Raw genomic sequence first — 20,371 nt, forward strand, 5'->3', positions numbered from 1 at the left:
GAGCGTATTGATGCAACGCAGTTTGCCGTGGCAGGTCGGGGCGCGCGGTCGCCTGTTGCTGTCGCATTTATTAGTTGTGTGCGTCACCCTGATGGTGAGCGTGGTAGCCATTACCAGCTTTCGCCATGCCGGAAGCCTTCAGGAACAGGCTCAGGCTCAGACGCTGGCCGATATGAACGGCAGCCTGGCGCTGGCGCGCAATACCGCGAATGTCGCCATCACCGCCGTGCGGTTATCTCAGGTCGTGGGCGCGCTGGAATATCAGAGCGAATCGCGACGACTGCAGCAGAATCAGCAGGCCCTGCAACATTCACTCGCCCTGCTGGCCAGTACGCCGCTGGCTGCACGCGAGCCTGAACGCGTGGCCCGACTGCGTGCACGCAGTCTGATGCTTGAGCAGTCTGTGAGTCTGTTGCTGCGTAAGGGCCATGAACGTCATTTGCAGCGCAATCTTGTGCTCAGCGGGTTATGGCAGTCACAGCTGCTGCTGGAACGCATTAATGACCTGGCACACCGCAACGGAACCGGCGCACCCGATTTCGCGTTGCGCCAGCAGACCGGCAGGCTACTGGATATTGCGATTCGTACGCCCTCCTCGACCGCGGTCATTGATCAGTTGCAGCAGGTGATGACGCAATGGCGCAACGTGGTCGCATCGGGGGCGTTGGGTGACAACGTGCAGCAGTTACTGGAAACCCAACGCAGCCTGATCCCGTTGGCGGCAGCGCTGGAACAGAGCGATCTGTCCATCGCCTATGCCACCTACCGTATCAAGGCGCTCGTAGCCGCGCTGAATGATGACATTACCGCGTACGTTCAGCAGGTAGCCCGGCAAAGTGATCAGCGTAACATTGCCACTCACCGACAACGGGATTCGGTCAGTGGCTTTATCCTGCTTTCTGCCCTGTTGGCACTCGCCATCACCGTCTATACCGGGTACTACATCTACCGCAACCTGGGGTCCAGCCTGACTGCCATTGCCGCCGCAATGACCCGGCTGGCCCAGGGGGAACACAATGTCAGCGTGCCGGGCCTTCAGCGCCGGGATGAACTGGGCGAGCTGGCGCGCGCCTTCAATGTGTTTGCCCGTAATACCGCCTCGCTGGCCCATACGTCGCGTCTGCTAAAAGAGAAAAGTACCCAACTTGAATCCACCTTTCTGGCAATGCGTGATGGCTTTGCCCTGTTTGATAACAGCGGCGAATTGGTGGTGTGGAACGATCAGTATCCGCAGCTTCTGGGCATCGCACCGCGGGATTTGCAGCGGGGACTGCACTACCAGCATCTGCTGGCGCAGCTTGATATACACCTGCACGATCTGGCGGAACCACAGGAAGTCAGGCTGGCCGATGGCCGCACCGTAGAACTGCGCTTCAGCCCGGTCCCCCGGCGCGGTAGCGTGAATACGGTGCTGGAGCGCACCTCACGGAAGGTGCTGGAAGAAGCGCTGGTACACAGCCAGAAAATGAAAGCGGTAGGTCAGCTGACCGGCGGCATCGCGCATGATTTCAACAATCTGCTGGCCGTCATTATCGGCAGCCTGGCGTTAACCGAGGGGCAACTGCCGCCCGGCCCTCTTGCGAGCCGGATAGAACGCGCCCGCCAGGCGGCGGATCGGGCAGCTCTGTTGACCCAGCGACTGCTGGCCTTTTCGCGTAAGCAAACCCTGAATCCGCATGCGGTGTCGGTCGTGTCGTTAGTGGAAAACCTGCAGGGGCTGCTGCAACATTCGCTGTTGCCCGGTCAACACCTGATTATTGATGCCCAACGGCCCGGCTGGCCTGCCTGGATTGATGCCAGTCAGTTAGAGAATGCGGTCATAAATCTGGTGGTGAATGCCAGAGATGCGATGGCCGGACAAAGCGGCGAGATCCGTCTGCGTATCTGGAACCAGCGCCGCACTGAGCGCGGTGAAAAGCGAGACCGGGTCACCATTGAGGTCATCGATCACGGTTGCGGCATGTCAGAAGAAGTGCGTGCGCAGGTGTTTGAACCCTTCTTTACCACCAAAACAACCGGTACCGGTAGCGGCCTGGGCCTGTCGATGGTCTACGGTTTTGTTCGTCAGTCGGGCGGACAGGTAGAGCTGGAAACCGCGCCGGGCCAGGGCACCACCGTACGGCTGTTGCTGCCCCGCGCGCCCGATGTCCCGGCGGTCCGATCCGTCGCCTCGCACCCGGCGCAGCCGGATGCCGCGCAGGACCGGTTAGTTCTGGTGCTGGATGATGAACCGGCTGTGCGGCAAACCCTGTGTGAACATCTGCACCAACTGGGTTACCTGACGCTGGAGTGTGACACGGGCGAAGCGGCGCTGGCGCTGCTGCACCAGACGCCGGATATCGATTTGCTGATCAGCGATTTGATGCTGCTGGGTGAGATTAACGGTGCGGAGGTGATTCGTCAGGCACAGCAAAAGTGGCCGCAGTTGGCTACATTGCTCATCAGCGGCCAGGATCTGCGTCACCAGCCCGTCACGTTGCCGTTGTGTGAACGACTGGCGAAACCCTGGCAGGCAGCGCAACTGGTGCAGGCGCTTCAGCGCGCCTGGCAGCGCAGCGCGCGGCTTAATCGTGCCCGCCAGGCTGCCACAACGGCACCGGCTTCCCGATGATATAACGTTTACGCAGGCGGCTGGAGATGGCATCCATCACCATGACCACGACAACCAGAATAATCGTCAGGAACATCACCACATCCCAGTTCCACAGGCGCATGTTCTCCGCGTACACCAGGCCGACACCGCCCGCGCCGACAAAGCCAAGCACCGCCGCTGAGCGGGTATTGGACTCGATCTGATACAGGCTCAGTGCCAGAAACTGTGGGAAGGACTGGGTGAAAATACCAAACCGGTGCTTCTGCAGGCTGTTGGCGCCCAGCGCGCCCAGGCCGCGACTGGGTGAACGCTCAACCGCTTCGTGGCCTTCGGAATAGAGCTTACCTAACAGACCAATGTCCTGCAGGATAATCGCCAGCACCCCGGCCAGCGGCCCCATGCCGACCGCGCGAACAAAAATCAGGCCCCAGATCGCCATATCAATGCCGCGCAGCATATCGAACAGGCGACGCACAACAAACGCAATGGGACGGGCAACCTTGTCATGCATCACATTACGCGCCGCCAGAAACGAGAGCGGCAGCGCCAGCAGCGTGGCGGTCAGCGTGCCGGCAAACACAATCGCCAGCGTAATGCCGACCTGAGAGAAATAGTAGCCAAACGGCCAGTTCACGAAGTCCTGCCAGACAAACATGCGCAGAAAATAGCGGCCCAGTTGCTGGCATCCTGTAAGCAGGCGGTTCCATTCGATGCCAAACACCATAAAGAAAAAGACATAATAGAGCACCAGCGCCAGGGCCAGCATGGCAAGGCGACGCAGATAGCGGTTTTGTGCAGCAAACAGCGCGGGATGCTGCTGTTTCATCGCGCTGATATCGGGCGCAAGCGTAACCATGGTTATTCCTCCACAACGCGACGGCGCAGGCGGCCAGAAACGGTGTCCAGTAGCGAGACCACAATCAAAATCAGCAGCAGCGTCATGCTGACCTGATCAAAGCGATCCAGTTTAATATTGGTCATTAACTCCTGACCAATGCCGCCCGCCCCCACCAGCCCCAGGATGGTCGACGAACGGAAATTAACTTCCAGGCGCATAAAGCTGTATGACAGAAAAACCGGCTTCACCTGCGGCCAGAAGGCATAGCGCATCCGTTGCAGTTTGCTGGCACCGCAGGCCGCCAGCCCGCGCACCGGTTTATCCGAGGCGGACTCAATGGCTTCATAAAACAGTTTGGTCAGGCTGCCAATGGTGTGCAGCGCCAGCGCCAGAAAGCCGGGAATCGCTCCGATGCCAAATGCCATCACAAACATTACCGCCCAGGCCAGTTCCGGCATGGTGCGTAGAAAGGCGACAAAAGCGCGAATCGCCATGCGCAGACTGGCTGGCGTTTGTGTGTTATCGGCCGCAAAGAAGGCCAGCACGCCCGCTATCACCACCGCAATCAGCGTGGAGGCCAGCGCCAGCTGCAATGTTTCCCATATCAACGGCAGTTGGATATTCAGACGATAGCCCCAGTAAGCCAGCGATCCTTCTGTCTTGCCATCCGCAAATAACACCGGCAGATGCAATACGGGCATGATCTCGTGCAGGTAATCAAAAAAGTGCGGTAAGGATTGCCAGATGGTCACGAGATTGAACTCGGCCATATTCGCCGCCGCCAGGTAAAGCCCCACCAGCACCAGTGACCAGACGAGCGAGTCACGCTTCTGTTGGCGGCGGATGCGTTGATAATAGCGTTCGAAGTCGGTCACGGCGGTGTTCTCAGATTGATGTGTGGCAAAGTCAGCAGAGAAAGGGAAATCTGTCTGTGATAACGGGCCGCCCGCACCCCAGCGGGCGGCTCGCTGGCTCAACGCCAACGGCTGTACCGTTAGCCGCGCGCGCCTTTCATCAGCTCGCGCTTCATGTCGATGATGTTCTGGAAGTCAGCCACAGAGGTTTTGCCAATGTGCTGCTGGCCGCCTACGGCTTTGGTGAAACAGGCGTGGTCGTCTTTATCCAGTTTTTTGATGGCAGCAATCACTTTCGCTTTGAAGTCGGCGGGCAGTTTATTGCTCACGAGGATAGGCCCGTTAGGAATTAACGGTGACTGCCAGATGATGCGGATCTGTTTCATCAGGTCAGGATGATCCATACGGATCAGGCGGCCAAACGCACCGGAGGTGTAGCCCTTATTGTAATCCCCCACCATGGAGGTCCAGGTGACGGCGCCGTCGAACTGATTATTCAGTACGCCCAGGATGTCCTGCTCATGACCACCGGAGAAGGTTACGCTGGAAAAGAAATTGTTGTATTTGTTGTCGATGTTGCCGCCAAACAGCTTTTTAAAGGCCTGATTGGGTACCAGGAAGCCTGACGTGGAATCCGGATCGGCCATCCCAAACGATTTGCCTTTCAGATCTTCCAGCTTTTTGTAAGGACTGTCAGCTTTCACAATCACGACAGAGTGATAACCGCGAGACTGATCTTTGTCATCCACGACAATGCCGACTAAATCGACGGCTTTCGGGTCCTGAATATACACCGAGGCGTAAGACGACGGCGACATGCTCAGCACCAGATCCACTTTGCCACCCAGCAGGCCCTGAATTACGCCGGAATAGTCGGACGAGTTGCGGATTTTGGTATCCACGTGCAGTTCTTTATCAAAGAAGGATTTCACACACTGGTTATCACCAATCTGCTGGGTGGCGTTCTGACCGCCCAAAATGCCCAGATTCAGTTCTTTAGGTGCATCCGCTGCATTAACGCCAAAGGTAAGCAGTGCCGTAGTCAATAACGCGAAAGCTTTGATTTTCATTAGCCTTGTTCTCTTGCTGTGATAGTTAGTGGATCTGGTTGAATTCATCGCCGTACAGCTGATGCAGCAGGCCGTCGGTCAGGTCAGAAGGATGGCCGTCAAAGAGCACCACACCGCGTTGAATCCCGATGACGCGGGTGCAGTAACTTTTCACCAGCTCGATCGAGTGGAGGTTAACCATCACGCTGATGCCCTGTTCACTCACCTGGCGCAGAACGTCCATAATGCGGGTGGTATTTTTGGGATCGAGAGAGGCAACCGGTTCGTCGGCCAGCAGAATTTTGGGGTTTTGCATCAGCGCCCGACAGATCGCCACGCGCTGCATTTGTCCACCTGAAAGGTTTTCGGCACGCTGTAACGCCTGCGGTAGCATGTTCATCCACTCCAGCAGTTGAATCGCGCGGGCGCGGTCGGCGTCAGAGAAGACTTTGAAAAACGATTTCAGCGTCGACGTCTGGCTGAGACGACCCAGCAGCACGTTGGTCAGCACGTCAAGACGCGGCACCAGGCAGAAATCCTGAAAAATCATGCCGCACTGCGCACGCCATTCGCGCATCTGGCGGCTACTGAGGTTGACCACATTGCGATCGGCTTCGCCGTGATGCAGGCTGATGATTGCGCCCTGCGAGGCCGAAATGGTGCCGTTCAGCATATGCAGCAATGTCGATTTGCCTGCGCCAGAGCGACCAATCACCGCCACTAATTCACCCGCATGCAAATCGAAACTGACATTATCGAGGACCTTGTTGCTACCGTAGGCTTTGCTCAATCCCTGAACAGATAACACTTTTTGCCCGCCGGAGTGGGTCAACGACGTGACGTTATCGACCACCGTTTTCAGCAGTGCCTGTGCCATGATGTTCTCCGTTGTTCCAGTTAACGTTCTGTGCACCCGACGCTGAATCCGGGGCTTCATTACCCTGTCTGGCCCGTACCTGTTTGCTCAGTGCCTTTGCTGGCAGCAGGGACAGCAGGCCCTGCTCACGCAGCAGGAACCTGACGAGAGACCGCTATATTAAGAACACCGGGGATGAAAGCTGTATTACGGTTATGTGATTAAACGATGACAGGCAAAACGGCGTCCAGAGACAGCGACAGGCCGTCATGCGCCGCCTGCACCGAGGCCGGTAGCGGATGCTCGGCCAGCCAGTTGTCCATATCGTGACTCAGATGAATCAGCCAGGCCTGGTGGGGTTTCAGTGCCTCGATGATGGTCAGGGCCGCGGTCACATCGTTATGGTTACGCCCGCCCTGACCGGGGGGATCGTTGCAGTCCACCACCAGGTGGTCCAGCGTTTGTCCACGAAGGAAATCCGCTGTATCCGGCGGCAGACCGCAGGTATCACACAGCCAGGCCAGCCGGGCACCGTGCCAGTCAAACAGATAGCCATGCGTAAGCCGTGAATGCTGCAGCGGTAAAGGTGTCACCCGCAGGTCGCCAAATGACTGGGCCACGAAGGGGGTTAACGCGGACCGGAAATCCAGTAAGCCGGGATGTTTAAACAAGTCGTCACAGCCCTTTTCATCCGGCGGCCCCCAGACGGGAATCGGTTTCCCTTTGCCCCATCGCAGGGTAAATAAGCCCTGCACATGATCCATATGATAGTGCGTCAGCAGAATCCGGTTGATATCCTCAGGCTGAAACCGTTCTGCCAGCAAGGGTAAGCCCGCATCCAGTAAAATACGTTCACGTCCGGCTTCGATTAACGCGCCTGTAGGCGCGCGGCGATAACGGGCAAACTGACGGGCGCGCAAACAGGCGCCACAGTCACAACCGAACACGGGTGCCCCGGTTACGCCGCCCGTACCGAGCAGGGTCAGTTTCATGAGGCGCCCTCCAGCAGCTGACGTAACTGTTGTACGGTCTCTTCGAGTGCGCCATCGTTATTCAGCCGCAGGCAGCCTTCTGGCTGATGCCGGTCAGCCCGTGCCAGCCGTTGGGCGATCGCCGCTTCGCTCTCACGGCCACGCTGGCGTAACCGTGCGGCCAGTACCGCAGACGACACCTCAAGGCATAGCGGTAACAGTCGCGTGCCGTAACGTGCCCGGACGTGTTCCAGATGCTGGCGCGATCCGTTGACCAGCACGTTTTGCCCGCACGCCAGCCAGTGGTCGATTTCACTGCCCACGCCATAATAAAAACCGTGCGCCTGCCAGCTGACGGCAAATAACCCCAGCGCATCGCGCCGGATAAATTCCGCTTCCGTCAGGGCGATATGGTTTTCGCCCCCTACATCATGGGGGCGCGTAATATAGCGATGAGCAATCAGCAAGCCCTCAGGCGGTGCCTCGCGCAGCCGGTCCAGCAGGCTGTCTTTGCCTGAACCGGACGGGCCGATAAGCCAGATGAGCCGGGCCATCAGTACACCTGCCGACCTTTACACCAGACATGGCGAATATGGGGATGGCCATGTTGAGTATGCGCCAGGACCAGGTCGGCGCGGCAGCCTTCGCTGATCACGCCACGATCTTCCAGCCCCAGCGCACGTGCCGGATTGCACGTCACCAGCGCAATGGCCTGAGGCAAAGAGAGCGTATTGCGCTCATCGGCGGCCAGGCGGAACGCCGCATCCAGCAGGCTGGCGGGATAGTAGTCCGACGACAGGATATCCAGCATGCCGTGAGCGGCCAGCTCCCAGGCGGCCACGTTGCCGGAATGCGAACCGCCGCGAACAATGTTGGGCGCGCCCATTAACACCTGCATGTTGCGGTAGCGTGAAGCTTTTGCCGCCTCCAGCGTGGTGGGAAACTCGGCAATCGCACTGCCCACGGCGTGCGACTCTTCGACATGGTCAACAGTCGCATCGTCATGACTGGCGATCGCGATGCCGTGATCGCGGCACAGCGCGGCAATCGCCAGACGATTAGGCTGTGACCAGGCCTCGGCCAGTTCCAGTTGCTCGCGCTCAAACGCATCCATCTGCTCGTCATTCAGCTGGTATTTTCCCTGGTAGTATTCCCGGTACTTTTCCAGCGACGCATACTGACGTTGGCCCGGTGAGTGATCCATCAGCGACACCAGCGACAGCTCAGGTGAGGACAGCAAGGCTTCAAACAGCGGCAGCGTTGTATGATGCGGCAGCTCACAACGCAGATGCAGTAAATGCTCCGCGCGATTAAGCCCCTTTTGGTTGCTGTCACGAATCGCGCCAATCATTTTACTGAGATTTTCCAGTCGGTGGCCGCCATCACGCACATCCCCCACGCCGATAGCATCCAGCACGGTGGTGATGCCGCTGGCCACCATCAGCGCATCGTGGCTGCTCATCGCCGAGTGCGCCGGCCAGTCGACTTTAGGCCGTGGGGTGAAAAATTTGTCCAGGTTATCGGTATGCAACTCCACCAGGCCCGGCAGCAGATACGCGCCTTCGCCATCCAGCGCACTGGCCAGCTGGCTGTTCGTTTCGCTAAAGTTGGTAATACGGTCTTCGCGAAACTCCAGCGAACCGGCAACAACCTCATTTTCCAGCACCAGCTTTACGTTATTAATGATCATGCTTCTGCCCCTGTTTTGAAGGGCTGCATGACGTGCAGGCGATCGGCCACACGTTCCCGCACCGCTTCATCATGAAAGATCCCCACGATTGCCGCGCCGCGTTCACGCGCCTGCTCAATCAGGCCCACGACCGCGGCACTGTTGACACTGTCGAGTGACGCCGTGGGTTCGTCCAGTAACAACACCGGATAGTCCGCGATAAAGCCGCGGGCGATATTGACGCGCTGCTGCTCGCCTCCCGAAAAGGTTGAGGGGGCCAGAGACCAGAGGCGCTGCGGGACGTTAAGTCGCGTCAGCAGCTCTTTCGCGCGGGCTTCACAGAAGCCGCGTTCCACACCGCGCTCCAGCAACGGCTGCATCACGATCTCCAGCGTCGGCACGCGCGGGATGACGCGCAGAAACTGACTGACCCAGCCGATAGTATCGCGACGAATGGCAATAATCTGACGGGCCGGTGCCTGCGCCATATCCACCCACTCGCCCTGATGCTGTACCCAGATGTGGCCGCTGTTGGCCTGATAGTTACCGTACAGGGCACGCAGCAGGGTGGATTTCCCGCTGCCGGAATGCCCGTGCAGTACCACGCATTCGCCCTGACTGACGTCCAGGCAGGCATCCTGTAATACCGGCAGCGCCGCCCCGTTTTGATTGTGCAACACAAAGGTTTTGCACAAATTTTCTACGCGCAGTTGCGTTTTCATAGTCGCCGTCGCCATTAGTTGAGCACCGATGAAACCAGCAGTTGCGTGTAAGGATGATGCGGGTCATCCAGCACGCGGTCAGTTAAGCCACTTTCCACCACCCGGCCCTGCTTCATCACCAGCAGGCGATGCGCCAGCAGGCGCGCCACGCCCAGATCGTGCGTCACAATTACCACCGCCAGATTGAGTTCCCGCACCAGCGTACGCAGCAGATCCAGTAACCGTGCCTGCACCGAGACGTCCAGGCCGCCGGTCGGTTCATCCATAAACACCAGCTTCGGCTGGGTGACCAGATTGCGGGCGATTTGCAGACGCTGCTGCATGCCGCCGGAAAAGGTTGTCGGCAGATCATCGATGCGGTTAGCTGCGATTTCCACCGCCTGCAGCCAGTGGCTGGCTTGCGCGCGGATCTCGCCGTAATGGCGGTGACCGACGGCCATCAGGCGCTCGCCGATATTGCCGCCCGCCGTGACCTGAGGGCGCAAACCTTCCAGCGGGTGCTGGTGGACCACGCCCCACGCCGTGCGCAGTAAGCGGCGACGGTCGCTTTCGCTCATTTGATACAGATCGCGTTGCAGATAGTGAATCGCGCCTGCCTGCGGTGCCAGCCGCGCTGACAGGCTACGCAACAGGGTGGTTTTGCCCGATCCGGATTCCCCGACGATACCCAGAACCTCGCCCGGATAGAGATCAAAACTGACGTCTTCAAAGCCTTTTCCTGGCGCATACAGATGCGTAAGGTTGTTCACCGCGAGCAGCGGTTGTTCACTGTGCATGGTGTTGTTCCTGCTGCTGGTGGCAAAAATCGGTATCGGAGCACACAAACATGCGCGTGCCCTGGTCGTCCATCACCACCTCATCCAGATAGCTGTGGCGCGAACCACAGAGCGCACAGGGTTCGTCCCACTGCTGCACGGTGAAGGGATGATCGTCAAAATCGAGGCTTTCAACTTTGGTATAGGGCGGCAAGGCATAGATGCGTTTTTCACGACCGGCACCAAACAGCTGGAGCGCGGGCATCATGTGCATCTTGGGGTTATCGAATTTGGGGATCGGCGACGGATCCATCACATAGCGATCGTTGACCTTTACCGGATAGGCATAGGTGGTGGCGATGTGACCAAAACGGGCGATGTCTTCGTACAGTTTGACCTGCATGATGCCGTACTCTTCCAGCGCATGCATGGTGCGGGTTTCCGTTTCGCGAGGCTCAATAAAGCGCAGCGGCTCGGGAATCGGCACCTGGAAAATCAGGATCTGATCTTCTTGCAGCGGCGTTTCCGGAATACGGTGGCGCGTCTGGATCAGCGTGGCGTCCACTGTGCGCTCGGTCGTCGCCGCACCGCTGACGCGCTGAAAGAAACGGCGGATCGAGACCGCATTGGTGGTATCGTCCGCGCCCTGGTCGATAACTTTCAGAACGTCTTTGTCGCCAATCACGCTGGCGGTAATTTGAATGCCGCCGGTGCCCCAGCCATAAGGCATCGGCATTTCACATCCGGCAAACGGCACCTGATAGCCGGGAATCGCCACGGCTTTCAGGATGGCGCGTCGGATCGTACGTTTGGTTTGTTCGTCAAGATAGCCGTTGTTATAGCCGCTGAGTTCAGCCATTTTGCTGCTCCTGATAGTCCTGGCGCAGACGTTTCAGCAGTTCCAGTTCCGCCTGGAAATCGACGTAGTGCGGCAGTTTTAAGTGGGACACAAAACCTGCGGCTTCGACGTTATCCGCATGGGACAGCACAAACTCCTCGTCCTGCGCCGGGCTGGTAATGCGTTCATGGTGTTCACGCGTCTGTAGCGCCCGATCCACCAGCGCCATGGACATGGCTTTACGTTCAGCCCGGCCAAAGACCAGGCCATAACCCCGCGTAAAGTGCGGGGCGCTTTCGCCGTTGTGCGTGAAACCGTTGACCATTTCGCATTCGGTCAGCAGCATTTCCCCGATCTCCAGTTCAAAACCCAGCTCTTCGGGACAAATGCTGACGCTGACGTATCCGGTACGGATTTCACCGGCAAAGGGGTGCGTGCGGCCATAGCCACGCTGCGTGGAATAGCCCAGCGACAGCAGAAACCCTTCGTCGCCTCGCACCAGTTGCTGAAGACGTGCCGCGCGCGAGGCGGGAAAGCCCATCGGCTCACGGGTGATATCCGTGGGTTCGCTGCCATCGTCGTGTTCTGCCTCCGCAAAGCCTTCCTCGCTCATCATGCTGAACATATGCGGACAGTGTTCCGGCAGCGCCTGCTCACTACGCGGCGGCGGCGGTGTTTCGCCATTTGCGATCAACGTAAAGTCCAGCAGACGGTGGCTATAGTCGTAGGTCGGCCCGAGTACCTGACCGCCGGGTAAATCCTTATACACCGCCGAGATGCGTCGCTCGATTCGCATGCTACCGGTAGCTAACGGCGTGCTTTGCGCCAGCCGCGGCAGGGTTGTGCGATAGGCACGCAGCAGGAAAATGGCCTCCACCAGATCGCCGCTGGCCTGCTTAATCGCCAGCGCCGCCAGCGCGGGATCGTAAATGCCACCTTCCGTCATCACCCGATCTACCGCCAGACCGAGCTGCTGCGCGACCTGGTCGCAGGATAATTCAGGCACCGCGCGATCGCCGCGCCGCACATCCGCCTGCAGGTGATGGGCGTTAGCAATGGCTTTTTCGCCCCCTTTCACGGCTACGTACATGAGCACACCTCAACGTGGGTTGTCCGTGGCACCGCCATCATCGCTTCGCCACAGGTAAAGATGAGATCCACACCCTGAGGAAACGGATGCGGGCGGGCACGCAGGTAGTCGATCACGCTTTCCGGCAGTTGTGGCGCAATGGCGCGTGCTTCGCGCAGCCCCGGCCCTGTCAACCGTAATGCCAGGCCGCCGTTCAGCGCAGGCACCTCAATAATCAGCGTGGTGCTTTTCTCAGGTGCCAGGTTGTCGCCCGCGGAAAAGTCGGCCGGGTTAGGCTGAGCGGTCGCGTGACTTAACGCAAATGCCGCATCACTGCTGTCGGTAATCGGTGCGCCGGTATGAAAACGCAGGTTATCGCGCAGCGTCTGATTATCGACCTGTGGGTCCAGCCATAAGGGGCTTTCCTGATCGACCAGGGTCAGCAGCACGGCAGTGGCGGCGGGAGAAAGTGCGCCCCAGCCCTGTTGCAGCGGCAGCGATACCATAACGCCAGGTTCGCTCATGGCTTTCAGAATGCGGCGAAAAGCATGCTGCGCATCCGCAACCGGGTGATGAAAACTTGCCAGTAAAGTCATTCATTGTCTCCGCGTACCAGCGTAAAGAAGTCCACTTTGCTACTGGCGATTTCACGTGCACGCAGCTGACGCTGCTCGTCGCGTAAGGCCGCCAGTGGGGTAATAATCTTTTCCTGTAACAGCTCGGCGGTGCCCGTCTGCTGCAACAGCGCATCCATCAGGGCACAGCGTTCGGCGTGGGCTTTATCCCGGCCCAGCAGGTAGCTGTAGCCCAGGGTGCCATCGTTTAGCCGGACGACCGCGCGCGTGACGGTGGCATCGCCCATCACAAAACGTTTGCCCGTCGCGCCCATGCGGGCCTGCAACCGTGTCAGGCCAATTTCAGCCGGTCGGATCAGCGTAAAGGCCGGCGTAAGGTTGAGCGGCTGCCAGAGCGCGTCAAGCTCGGCGGCGCTGCTGTGGGCCAACACCGAAAGCCAGTGCTGGCGTGCCGTTTGCTGTTTCATTCGTGCTCCAGAGTGAGTTCAATCATGTCGCCACGCGTCAGGCTGACGGAGTACTCCGCCATCGCACCATCGGTGGTTTTATTCAGGGTGCGCACGCACAACAAGGGGGAATGCAGTGCGATCTCCAGCTGCTTGCACTCTTTGGCCTGAGCCCGACGGGTGCTGATGCGCGTTTGCGTGCGCACCAGCTGCTTGCCGGTGTGCTGCCGCAGGAAGTCGTGGAGCGAGCCGCTGGTAAAGCGTTGTAGCTGCGGCCACCAACTGAGGTCGGGCAGGAAGTGATTAATCAGGCACACCGGCAGGCCATTGACCCGGCGCAGCGTGCGCAGATGAATGACGTTGTCGCCTTCGCTCACGCCTAATGCGGCCGCGACGTCTGTACTGGCAGGACGCAATACGGCCAGCAGGCGCTCACTGGTGGGATCGCTGCCCTGTTCCAGTAAGTTCTGGCTGAAGCGGGCCTGCGCATGGAGCGGATAATCATACGGGCGCATTAACACCAAAATGCCGACGCCGTGGCGACGCTGCAGCAACCCTTTATTCACCAGTTCATCAACCGCCCGACGTAAGGTGTGGCGGTTAACGGCATAGTGATCGGCCAGCTGTTGCTCCGAAGGAAGGTAGTCACCACTACGATAACGCTCCTGAACAGCCTGCTCCAGTTGCGCCGCAACGGCCTGATACACAGTGGTCGGATGTCTGGATAACTCCATCACAAATAAATCCTCACAGCGTAAGGGGGGATTTCGCAGCCGGTGGACTGCGGGATGGCTACAGCGTGACGGGATCAGATGACAGAGAGGTGACGACTTAGTGAAGCGAAGGTGAATTTGTCTGTGAAGCGCAGGACACCGGACAGGTCTGAGAGTAAACCGCTCAACGCCATAGGGCATCCATGCCATAGAGCGGTCAGGGCTTATCCGGCTGTTTAATCAGGAAAATCGGTTGATAATGATGTCTGTTTCCAGGCTTCTACCTGTGCCAGTCGCGCTTTGAGTTTTTCCGTTACCGCCTCATAACCCCATGCTCCCATCACCACGTGGCGCGGCGGTTCAGGGTGTTCAGCAATGGCGATCATCGCGCTCGCCGCACGAACAGGGTCACCTTTCTGCGTGCCGCTGTACGCCGCCGTCGCCTTCATCCTGGCGGCAGCGGTTTCGGCATAATCCGGTAAGGTGCTCGGGGTCTGATGCAGGGAACGTCCTGCCCAGTCGGTACGAAACGGGCCGGGTTCAATACAGGTCACGTGAATCCCTAACGGACCCACCTCCTGGGCGAGCGAGTCAGACCAGCCCTCTACGGCGTGCTTACTGGCAGCATAATAACCTGAGCTGGCAAAGCCGATAAATCCTGCCACGGAGGTGATATTCATAATGTGGCCCCGTCGCGCGGTGCGCATAGCCGGCAGTACCGCACGCGTCAGAGCAAACAGACCGAAAACGTTGGCATCAAACTGCGCGCGTATGGCCTTGTCTTCCCCTTCTTCGACGGAACTTTGGTAACCGTAACCCGCATTATTGACCAGTACGTCAAGGGTGCCGAACGTTTCAAGCGCTTTGTTGACCGCCTTATCAATACTGTGTTGTTGCGTCACATCCAGTTCAACCGCAATCGCGTTCGGATGGCCGTCAACCAGATCGGCGATCGCTGATCGATGGCGTGCAGTTACGACCACCCGGAATCCGCGGGCGATGGTCTGCTGCGCCAGTTCACGGCCAAATCCCGTTGAACATCCAGAAATCAGCCACACCGGTTGTGTGTTTGTTCCCATGATCAGGCTCCTGTTATCGGTTTAGCAAAGGGCTGCCGGACATCCGTATGGCCGGCAGCAAGCAGAGTCTTGCCGCAGGGCGAGTGAAAATTTACCCGCTATTGCTTTTTATGAAAAAGTTGGCTGGCCGTGTCACTGAGAATCTGGACCGCGCCACGATCCCCTTTAACCATGGAGGCCATAAAGGATTTGGCCTGACTGAACGTGATATGTGGCGGCAGAGGTGCGACTTCCGGATCGGTTTTTACCTCCAGCAGTACAGGCCGGTCAGCGCTGAGCGCCCGTTGCCATGCACCTGCGAGCGCATCCGGATTATCCACATAGATCCCTGTCAATCCCAGGGATTCAGCGAACTCAGCATAGTTAACGTTCGGCAGTTGCTGGGTTGCTTCGAAGCGCGGATTACCCTCCATCACGCGCTGTTCCCAGGTCACCTGATTGAGGTCCTGATTATTGAATACACAAACAATCAGGCGCGGATCGGCCCATTGTTGCCAGTATTTCTGAATGGTGATCAGCTCAGCCATATTATTCATCTGCATCGCCCCGTCTCCCACCAGCGCCACAACCGGCTTGTGCGGATGGGCAAATTTGGCCGCAATCGCGTAGGGCACCGCCGCCCCCATACAGGCCAGGCCGCCGGACAGTGAGGCGCGCTGGCCCTGTTTTACACGATAGTCACGCGCAAACCAGTTGGCACAGGAGCCGGAATCGGAGGTCACAATGGCATCGTCCGGCAGTTGCGGCGACATTTCCCATACCACACGCTGCGGATTAACGGGATTGGCAGGAGCATGCGCTCGCGTTTCCATCAGTGTCCACCAGTCTTGTACCTGACGTGCAATATCCTCCTGCCAGCGACGATCGGTTTTGTGCTCCAGCAAAGGTAACAAAGCACGCAACGTTTCTGCGGCATCGCCGTGCAGATTCACTTCACAAGGATAACGCAGGCCCAGCATGGCAGGATCGATATCAATCTGTACTGCGCGTGCCTGACCTTCTTTCGGCAGAAATTCCGTCCAGGGAAAGCCGCTACCGATCATCAGCAGCGTGTCGCAGTGTTGCATCATTTCCCAGGAGGGCCCCGTGCCAAGTAAACCAATAGCGCCGGTTACAAAAGGGGCATCATCCGGCAGCACATCTTTACCTAATAACGCTTTTGCCACGCCCGCGCCCAACAGATTAGCCGCTTTCACCACTTCTGTCGCCGCATCGCGGGCACCAGAACCAATAAGAATGGCGACCTTTTTCCCGCTGTTCAGCACCTCCGCAGCACGTTGCAGATCATGGTCGTAAGGGACAACTTTGGGGCGCTGATAGCCGCTGCCAGAATGGGTAAACCCGTGAAGGTGCGGAGGCGCCTGCCAGGCTTCGTCCTGAATATCTTTCGGGACGATCACCACCGCCACGCCATTCTGTGCAATGGCAATACGAACGCCACGGTCAATCAGATGGCGGACCTGCGCAGGCGCGGAGGCTTCCTGCACAAAATTAGCCACGTCGGAAAAAATCCGGTCAAGGTTCATTTCCTGCTGATAACTGGCACCGCGAGCGGTCGCTTCCGCCTGCCCGGCAATGGCGAGAACCGGTGCGTGATCCATTTTGGCATCGTAGAGCCCGGTCAGAAGATGTGTCGCACCCGGGCCGCCCGTTGACAGACAAACGCCAAGCTCGCCGGTAAATTTGGCATGTCCGGCGGCCATAAAGGCGGCCATTTCTTCGTGACGGACCTGGATAAATTCAATGCCGTCACCCTGTTCGTTGGCACGCTGAATGGCCCCTAAAACACCGTTGATGCCATCGCCCGGATAGCCATAAATGCGCGTAACGCCCCACGCCTTGAGACGCTGGACAAAAAAATCACTGGTTTTGGTACTCATGGTCGCCTTCCCCTCTTAGTCCGTGCAGACTTAAAGGGTAGTCGATCAAAAAAATATCAACGGTCAGTGATGGGTTTCGCGCCCAGGCGATGTTGCATTCGTACCTGTCATCGCGAAAAAGCGTTCTTACTGCGCGGGCTACTGGCTTCCGTATTCCATCGCGTTATGTTTGCCGATCAGTGAGCGCAGGGGCACACTGCTTTTCATGACCGGGGATTTGATCACGATGTAGCTGAAGTATTTATCAATGCCGATTTGGGCATCGAGCATCTTCTCAATCACGTCCTGGTAGTGCTCAATACTGCGGGTGATAAAGCGCAGAAGGTAATCGTAACCGCCGGTAATCAGATGGCACTCCATCAGCTCATCGACATCACGCATCGCAGCTTCAAACTTCATAAAGTCTTCGCGGCGGTGTCCGTTAAGCGTGACTTCGGTAAAGACGGTGACGGAATCGGTAATTTTGGTGAGATTAACGTGCGCTTCATAGCCCGTGATGAATCCCGCCTGTTCCAGGCGCTTGACGCGTTGCAGGCAAGGGCTCGGGGAAAGCCCGACGGCATCGGCGAGATTAACGTTGCTGATACGGCCATCTTTTTGTAGTTGCACCAGAATATTGATATCGATGCGATCGAGTTTCATTAAGCCGTTCATAGCACCCCTCATTGTTTACCGCTGTACTGGACGTTCGTGACTACCCAGAAATACGCTGTGTACTCGCGCAAAGCGCACTTTTATTACTCCTTAAAATACGCCTTTTAAAATAACAACTGCGCTACTTTTTTGTAACACAAAAAATCCCGGGCTTATCACGCTTTGCAAAAAATGCGCCAGCGTGACACCCGGTTGCGGCCTGGTGGACCGCATCCCGGGTGGCTGCCTTGTCAATGAGGGCCAGTGCTGTTACAAACGACCGGTTGCCCGCGCCAGCGCGATATCGAAAATATGCAGCGCCTCTTCAAGTTGCGAATCGGTGGTCACTAACGGTGCAAGGAAACGTATGGTATTGCGATGCAAGCCACATTTAATCAGCAGCAACCCTTCCTGACAGGCGCAGTCGAGGATCTTTTGCGTCAGTGCACTGTCGGGTTTGTGTGTGTCCACATCCAGAATCTCAACGGCCTGCATAAAACCTACGCCGCGCACATCGCCAATACAGGCATACTTGTCTGCCAGCTGACGCAGACGCTGATTCAGTTGCTCACCTAACTGACAAGAACGCGCCAGCAAATTTTCCTGCTCAAAGATATCCAGTACCGCGAGGGCCGCCGCACAGGCCAGCGCGTTACCGCCATAGGTCCCGCCCAGTCCGCCCGGCGCCGGGCTGTCCATGATCTCGGCTTTACCTACCACGCCCGAAATCGGCAACCCGCCCGCCAGACTCTTCGCCGTCGTGACCAAATCCGGTTTGATGCCAAGTTGCTGGAAGGCAAACATGGTGCCGGTACGGCCAAAGCCGCTCTGGATTTCATCACAGATCAACACAATGCCGTGCTGGGTGGTAATGCGGCGCAGGGCCTGCATAAACGCAGGACCGGCCGGTAAGAAGCCGCCATCGCCCTGCACCGGTTCAATGATAATGGCGGCCACGCGCTCCGGCAGAATCTGCACCGCAAACAGCTGCTCCAGCGCCTTCAGACAGTCGGCCTCCGTGACACCGTGCAACGGATTCGGGAACGGCAGACGATACACATCACTCGGGAACGGACCGAAATTCTGTTTGTACGGCGCAGACATGCCGGTCAGCGTGACACCCAGCAAGGTACGACCGTGGAACGCCCCGTCAAAGGCGATAATGCCGGGACGTTGCGTATAAGCACGCGCAATTTTTACCGCATTCTCGACGGCTTCTGCGCCGCTGGTGAAGAAAACACTTTTATAATGATCTTCACCGCCGACCAGCTTATTGAGGCGCTGTGCCAGTTCGATATAGCCAGGATAGGCCACAACCTGAAAACAGGCATGCGACACCAGGCCGAGCTGACGGGTCACGGCATTAACGACCGCAGGATGGTTATGACCGACGTTCAGTACGCCGATGCCGCCCACGAAATCCAGATAGCGGTTCCCTTCCACATCCCATACTTCGCTGCCTTTCGCGCGTTCGATCACCAGCGGATGTGCGGTAACGATGCCACGCGGCACATGGTGTTCTCGGACATCCAGCAACAGGCTGTTATCCGAATAAGTTTGCTGTTCTGCCAGGACATTCTGCATTTCTCTACCTCATCCACGTCGTGTTCGGTTGGCTTAAGTATCGCAATCTGTTGAGCGATGACGGTGCCGTAATTCCGCCAGTAGCGGCATTAAGTGTTAAAATCCCACAGGTTTCAGCAAGGAAATGTTGCCCCCAGCCCGTGGCAGGCCAGCGTGATAAATGCCCGTATTCCATGCGGTATCAACGCGTCGTTAAAGTCATAGGCCGCATGGTGCAGCGGCTTGCAGGGCGCGGAGCCGATCCACAGATAGGCGCCGGGTTTGGCCTGCAACATAAAAGCAAAATCTTCTGAGGTAAGCGCGGGCTGAGCCGCGAGGCGTGCCTGCATACCTGCGGCCTGCAGGGCGGCGAGTGCCTGAGTCGCTTCCGCATCACTGTTGATCGTGGCCGGGTAATAGCGCAGATAGTTCACCTCAGCCTGTAAGCCGTGCGCGGCCGCGATGTGTTCTGCCATCTGCCGCAGGCGTGATTCGATGATGTCCTGCGCCGCGGGATTAAAGGTGCGCACCGTACCGGTGATGTTGGCTTCCGCAGGGATCATATTGTGGGAGAAACCGCCCTGCATGCGCGTCACGGTCAGCAGAGCCGGTTCGCAGGGATCGAGTGCCCGTGGCACCAGCGTGTTGAGCTGGACCACCAGCTCGCTCAGCGCCAGCAGCGTGTCATGGGTCAGATGAGGCTGGGCAGCATGCCCGCCTGCGCCTTTGATGGTGATATCAAAACGGTCGGCTGCCGCCATAATCGGCCCCGGACGGGTTTGAATCTCCCCAAGCGGCAGCTCGGGCCAGTTATGCAGCGCATACACGGCATCGCAGGGAAAGCGTTCAAACAGGCCATCGTCGATCATAGCCTTCGCGCCCGCCAGCCCCTCTTCTGCCGGTTGAAAGATAAAACACACCGTACCGTCAAACGCAACGTCACGCGCCAGTTTCTCCGCTGCGCCCAGCAACATGGTCGTGTGGCCATCATGACCACAGGCGTGGCTGCGGTTTTGTTGCAGGCTGGTCCAGGCGACCTCGCCTTTATCCTGCACAGGAAGCGCATCCATATCGGCACGCAACCCAATCATGCGCGAATTTGTGCCTTTCTTCAGTATGCCCACGACGCCGGTTTTACCGATGCCACGATGCACTTCAATGCCCAGATCGTGTAAAAAGCGGGCAACAATGTCGCTGGTACGCTGCTCCTGAAATCCCAGCTCCGGGTTACGGTGCAGATCCCGGCGCAACGCCACTAAATGATCCAT

The 20,371-nt window shown here is 58.0% G+C and carries 20 protein-coding genes; 1 reads left to right on the forward strand and 19 read right to left on the reverse strand.

Annotated elements, in window-relative coordinates; genetic code table 11:
* Positions 1–10: 10 nt before the first annotated feature.
* Positions 11–2,611, forward strand: a complete 2,601-nt coding sequence (locus tag C7434_RS07985; protein WP_133745467.1) for an ATP-binding protein — start codon at positions 11–13, stop codon at positions 2,609–2,611.
* Here C7434_RS07985 and phnE (C7434_RS07990) read toward each other — a convergent pair.
* From phnE (C7434_RS07990) to C7434_RS08080, 19 genes are all read right to left on the reverse strand, one after another.
* The gene (gene phnE, locus C7434_RS07990; protein ID WP_033739486.1) at positions 2,565–3,449 is read right to left on the reverse strand and encodes a phosphonate ABC transporter, permease protein PhnE; all 885 of its coding nucleotides are present in this window, start codon (positions 3,447–3,449) and stop codon (positions 2,565–2,567) included. The genes C7434_RS07985 and phnE (C7434_RS07990) overlap by 47 nt on opposite strands.
* Positions 3,450–3,451: 2 nt before the next feature.
* Positions 3,452–4,306 carry a phosphonate ABC transporter, permease protein PhnE gene (gene phnE, locus C7434_RS07995; protein ID WP_033739498.1) on the reverse strand — a complete coding sequence of 285 codons (855 nt, stop codon included), beginning with the start codon at positions 4,304–4,306 and terminating at the stop codon, positions 3,452–3,454.
* A gap of 119 nt (positions 4,307–4,425) precedes the next feature.
* Entirely contained in the window at positions 4,426–5,355 is a 930-nt protein-coding gene (gene phnD / locus C7434_RS08000) for a phosphonate ABC transporter substrate-binding protein (protein ID WP_006119630.1), read from the reverse strand.
* 25 nt (positions 5,356–5,380) lie between these two features.
* Entirely contained in the window at positions 5,381–6,211 is an 831-nt protein-coding gene (gene phnC, locus C7434_RS08005) for a phosphonate ABC transporter ATP-binding protein (RefSeq protein WP_006119631.1), read from the reverse strand.
* 200 nt (positions 6,212–6,411) lie between these two features.
* Entirely contained in the window at positions 6,412–7,182 is a 771-nt protein-coding gene (gene phnP / locus C7434_RS08010) for a phosphonate metabolism protein PhnP (protein WP_033739489.1), read from the reverse strand.
* On the reverse strand, positions 7,179–7,715 hold the full coding sequence (phnN, locus tag C7434_RS08015; protein ID WP_006119633.1) for a ribose 1,5-bisphosphokinase: 537 nt from the start codon (positions 7,713–7,715) through the stop codon (positions 7,179–7,181). The genes phnP and phnN overlap by 4 nt, the downstream gene beginning before the upstream one ends.
* The gene (gene phnM / locus C7434_RS08020; RefSeq protein ID WP_039338201.1) at positions 7,715–8,851 is read right to left on the reverse strand and encodes an alpha-D-ribose 1-methylphosphonate 5-triphosphate diphosphatase; all 1,137 of its coding nucleotides are present in this window, start codon (positions 8,849–8,851) and stop codon (positions 7,715–7,717) included. Before phnM ends, phnN begins: the two co-directional genes overlap by 1 nt.
* Positions 8,848–9,567, reverse strand: coding sequence for a phosphonate C-P lyase system protein PhnL (phnL, locus tag C7434_RS08025; RefSeq protein WP_033739491.1), 720 nt, complete (start codon positions 9,565–9,567; stop codon positions 8,848–8,850). Before phnL ends, phnM begins: the two co-directional genes overlap by 4 nt.
* Positions 9,567–10,328 carry a phosphonate C-P lyase system protein PhnK gene (gene phnK, locus C7434_RS08030; protein ID WP_006119636.1) on the reverse strand — a complete coding sequence of 254 codons (762 nt, stop codon included), beginning with the start codon at positions 10,326–10,328 and terminating at the stop codon, positions 9,567–9,569. The genes phnL and phnK overlap by 1 nt, the downstream gene beginning before the upstream one ends.
* Positions 10,318–11,166, reverse strand: coding sequence for an alpha-D-ribose 1-methylphosphonate 5-phosphate C-P-lyase PhnJ (locus C7434_RS08035; protein WP_133745328.1), 849 nt, complete (start codon positions 11,164–11,166; stop codon positions 10,318–10,320). The genes phnK and C7434_RS08035 overlap by 11 nt, the downstream gene beginning before the upstream one ends.
* Positions 11,159–12,235 (reverse strand): carbon-phosphorus lyase complex subunit PhnI, encoded by a 1,077-nt coding sequence (locus C7434_RS08040; protein ID WP_133745329.1) that lies wholly within the window; start codon positions 12,233–12,235, stop codon positions 11,159–11,161. Before C7434_RS08040 ends, C7434_RS08035 begins: the two co-directional genes overlap by 8 nt.
* Positions 12,226–12,810: a phosphonate C-P lyase system protein PhnH gene (phnH, locus tag C7434_RS08045; protein ID WP_033739495.1), complete on the reverse strand. Its 585-nt coding sequence runs from the start codon at positions 12,808–12,810 to the stop codon at positions 12,226–12,228. The genes C7434_RS08040 and phnH overlap by 10 nt, the downstream gene beginning before the upstream one ends.
* Positions 12,807–13,256: a phosphonate C-P lyase system protein PhnG gene (gene phnG, locus C7434_RS08050; RefSeq protein WP_006119640.1), complete on the reverse strand. Its 450-nt coding sequence runs from the start codon at positions 13,254–13,256 to the stop codon at positions 12,807–12,809. Before phnG ends, phnH begins: the two co-directional genes overlap by 4 nt.
* Positions 13,253–13,969, reverse strand: a complete 717-nt coding sequence (gene phnF / locus C7434_RS08055) for a phosphonate metabolism transcriptional regulator PhnF (RefSeq protein ID WP_133745330.1) — start codon at positions 13,967–13,969, stop codon at positions 13,253–13,255. Before phnF ends, phnG begins: the two co-directional genes overlap by 4 nt.
* A gap of 215 nt (positions 13,970–14,184) precedes the next feature.
* Positions 14,185–15,027, reverse strand: coding sequence for an oxidoreductase (locus tag C7434_RS08060; RefSeq protein WP_133745331.1), 843 nt, complete (start codon positions 15,025–15,027; stop codon positions 14,185–14,187).
* 98 nt (positions 15,028–15,125) lie between these two features.
* On the reverse strand, positions 15,126–16,907 hold the full coding sequence (locus C7434_RS08065) for a thiamine pyrophosphate-requiring protein (RefSeq protein ID WP_058701626.1): 1,782 nt from the start codon (positions 16,905–16,907) through the stop codon (positions 15,126–15,128).
* Between the two features lie 138 nt (positions 16,908–17,045).
* Positions 17,046–17,561: an Lrp/AsnC family transcriptional regulator gene (locus tag C7434_RS08070; RefSeq protein WP_033740352.1), complete on the reverse strand. Its 516-nt coding sequence runs from the start codon at positions 17,559–17,561 to the stop codon at positions 17,046–17,048.
* Between the two features lie 249 nt (positions 17,562–17,810).
* On the reverse strand, positions 17,811–19,124 hold the full coding sequence (gene gabT / locus C7434_RS08075; RefSeq protein ID WP_033740353.1) for a 4-aminobutyrate--2-oxoglutarate transaminase: 1,314 nt from the start codon (positions 19,122–19,124) through the stop codon (positions 17,811–17,813).
* A 113-nt stretch (positions 19,125–19,237) separates the two neighbouring features.
* The gene (locus tag C7434_RS08080) at positions 19,238–20,371 is read right to left on the reverse strand and encodes a M20 aminoacylase family protein (RefSeq protein ID WP_133745332.1); all 1,134 of its coding nucleotides are present in this window, start codon (positions 20,369–20,371) and stop codon (positions 19,238–19,240) included.

This window comes from Pantoea sp. PNA 14-12, assembly GCF_004364735.1.
GTDB classification, from domain to species: Bacteria; Pseudomonadota; Gammaproteobacteria; order Enterobacterales; family Enterobacteriaceae; genus Pantoea; species Pantoea stewartii.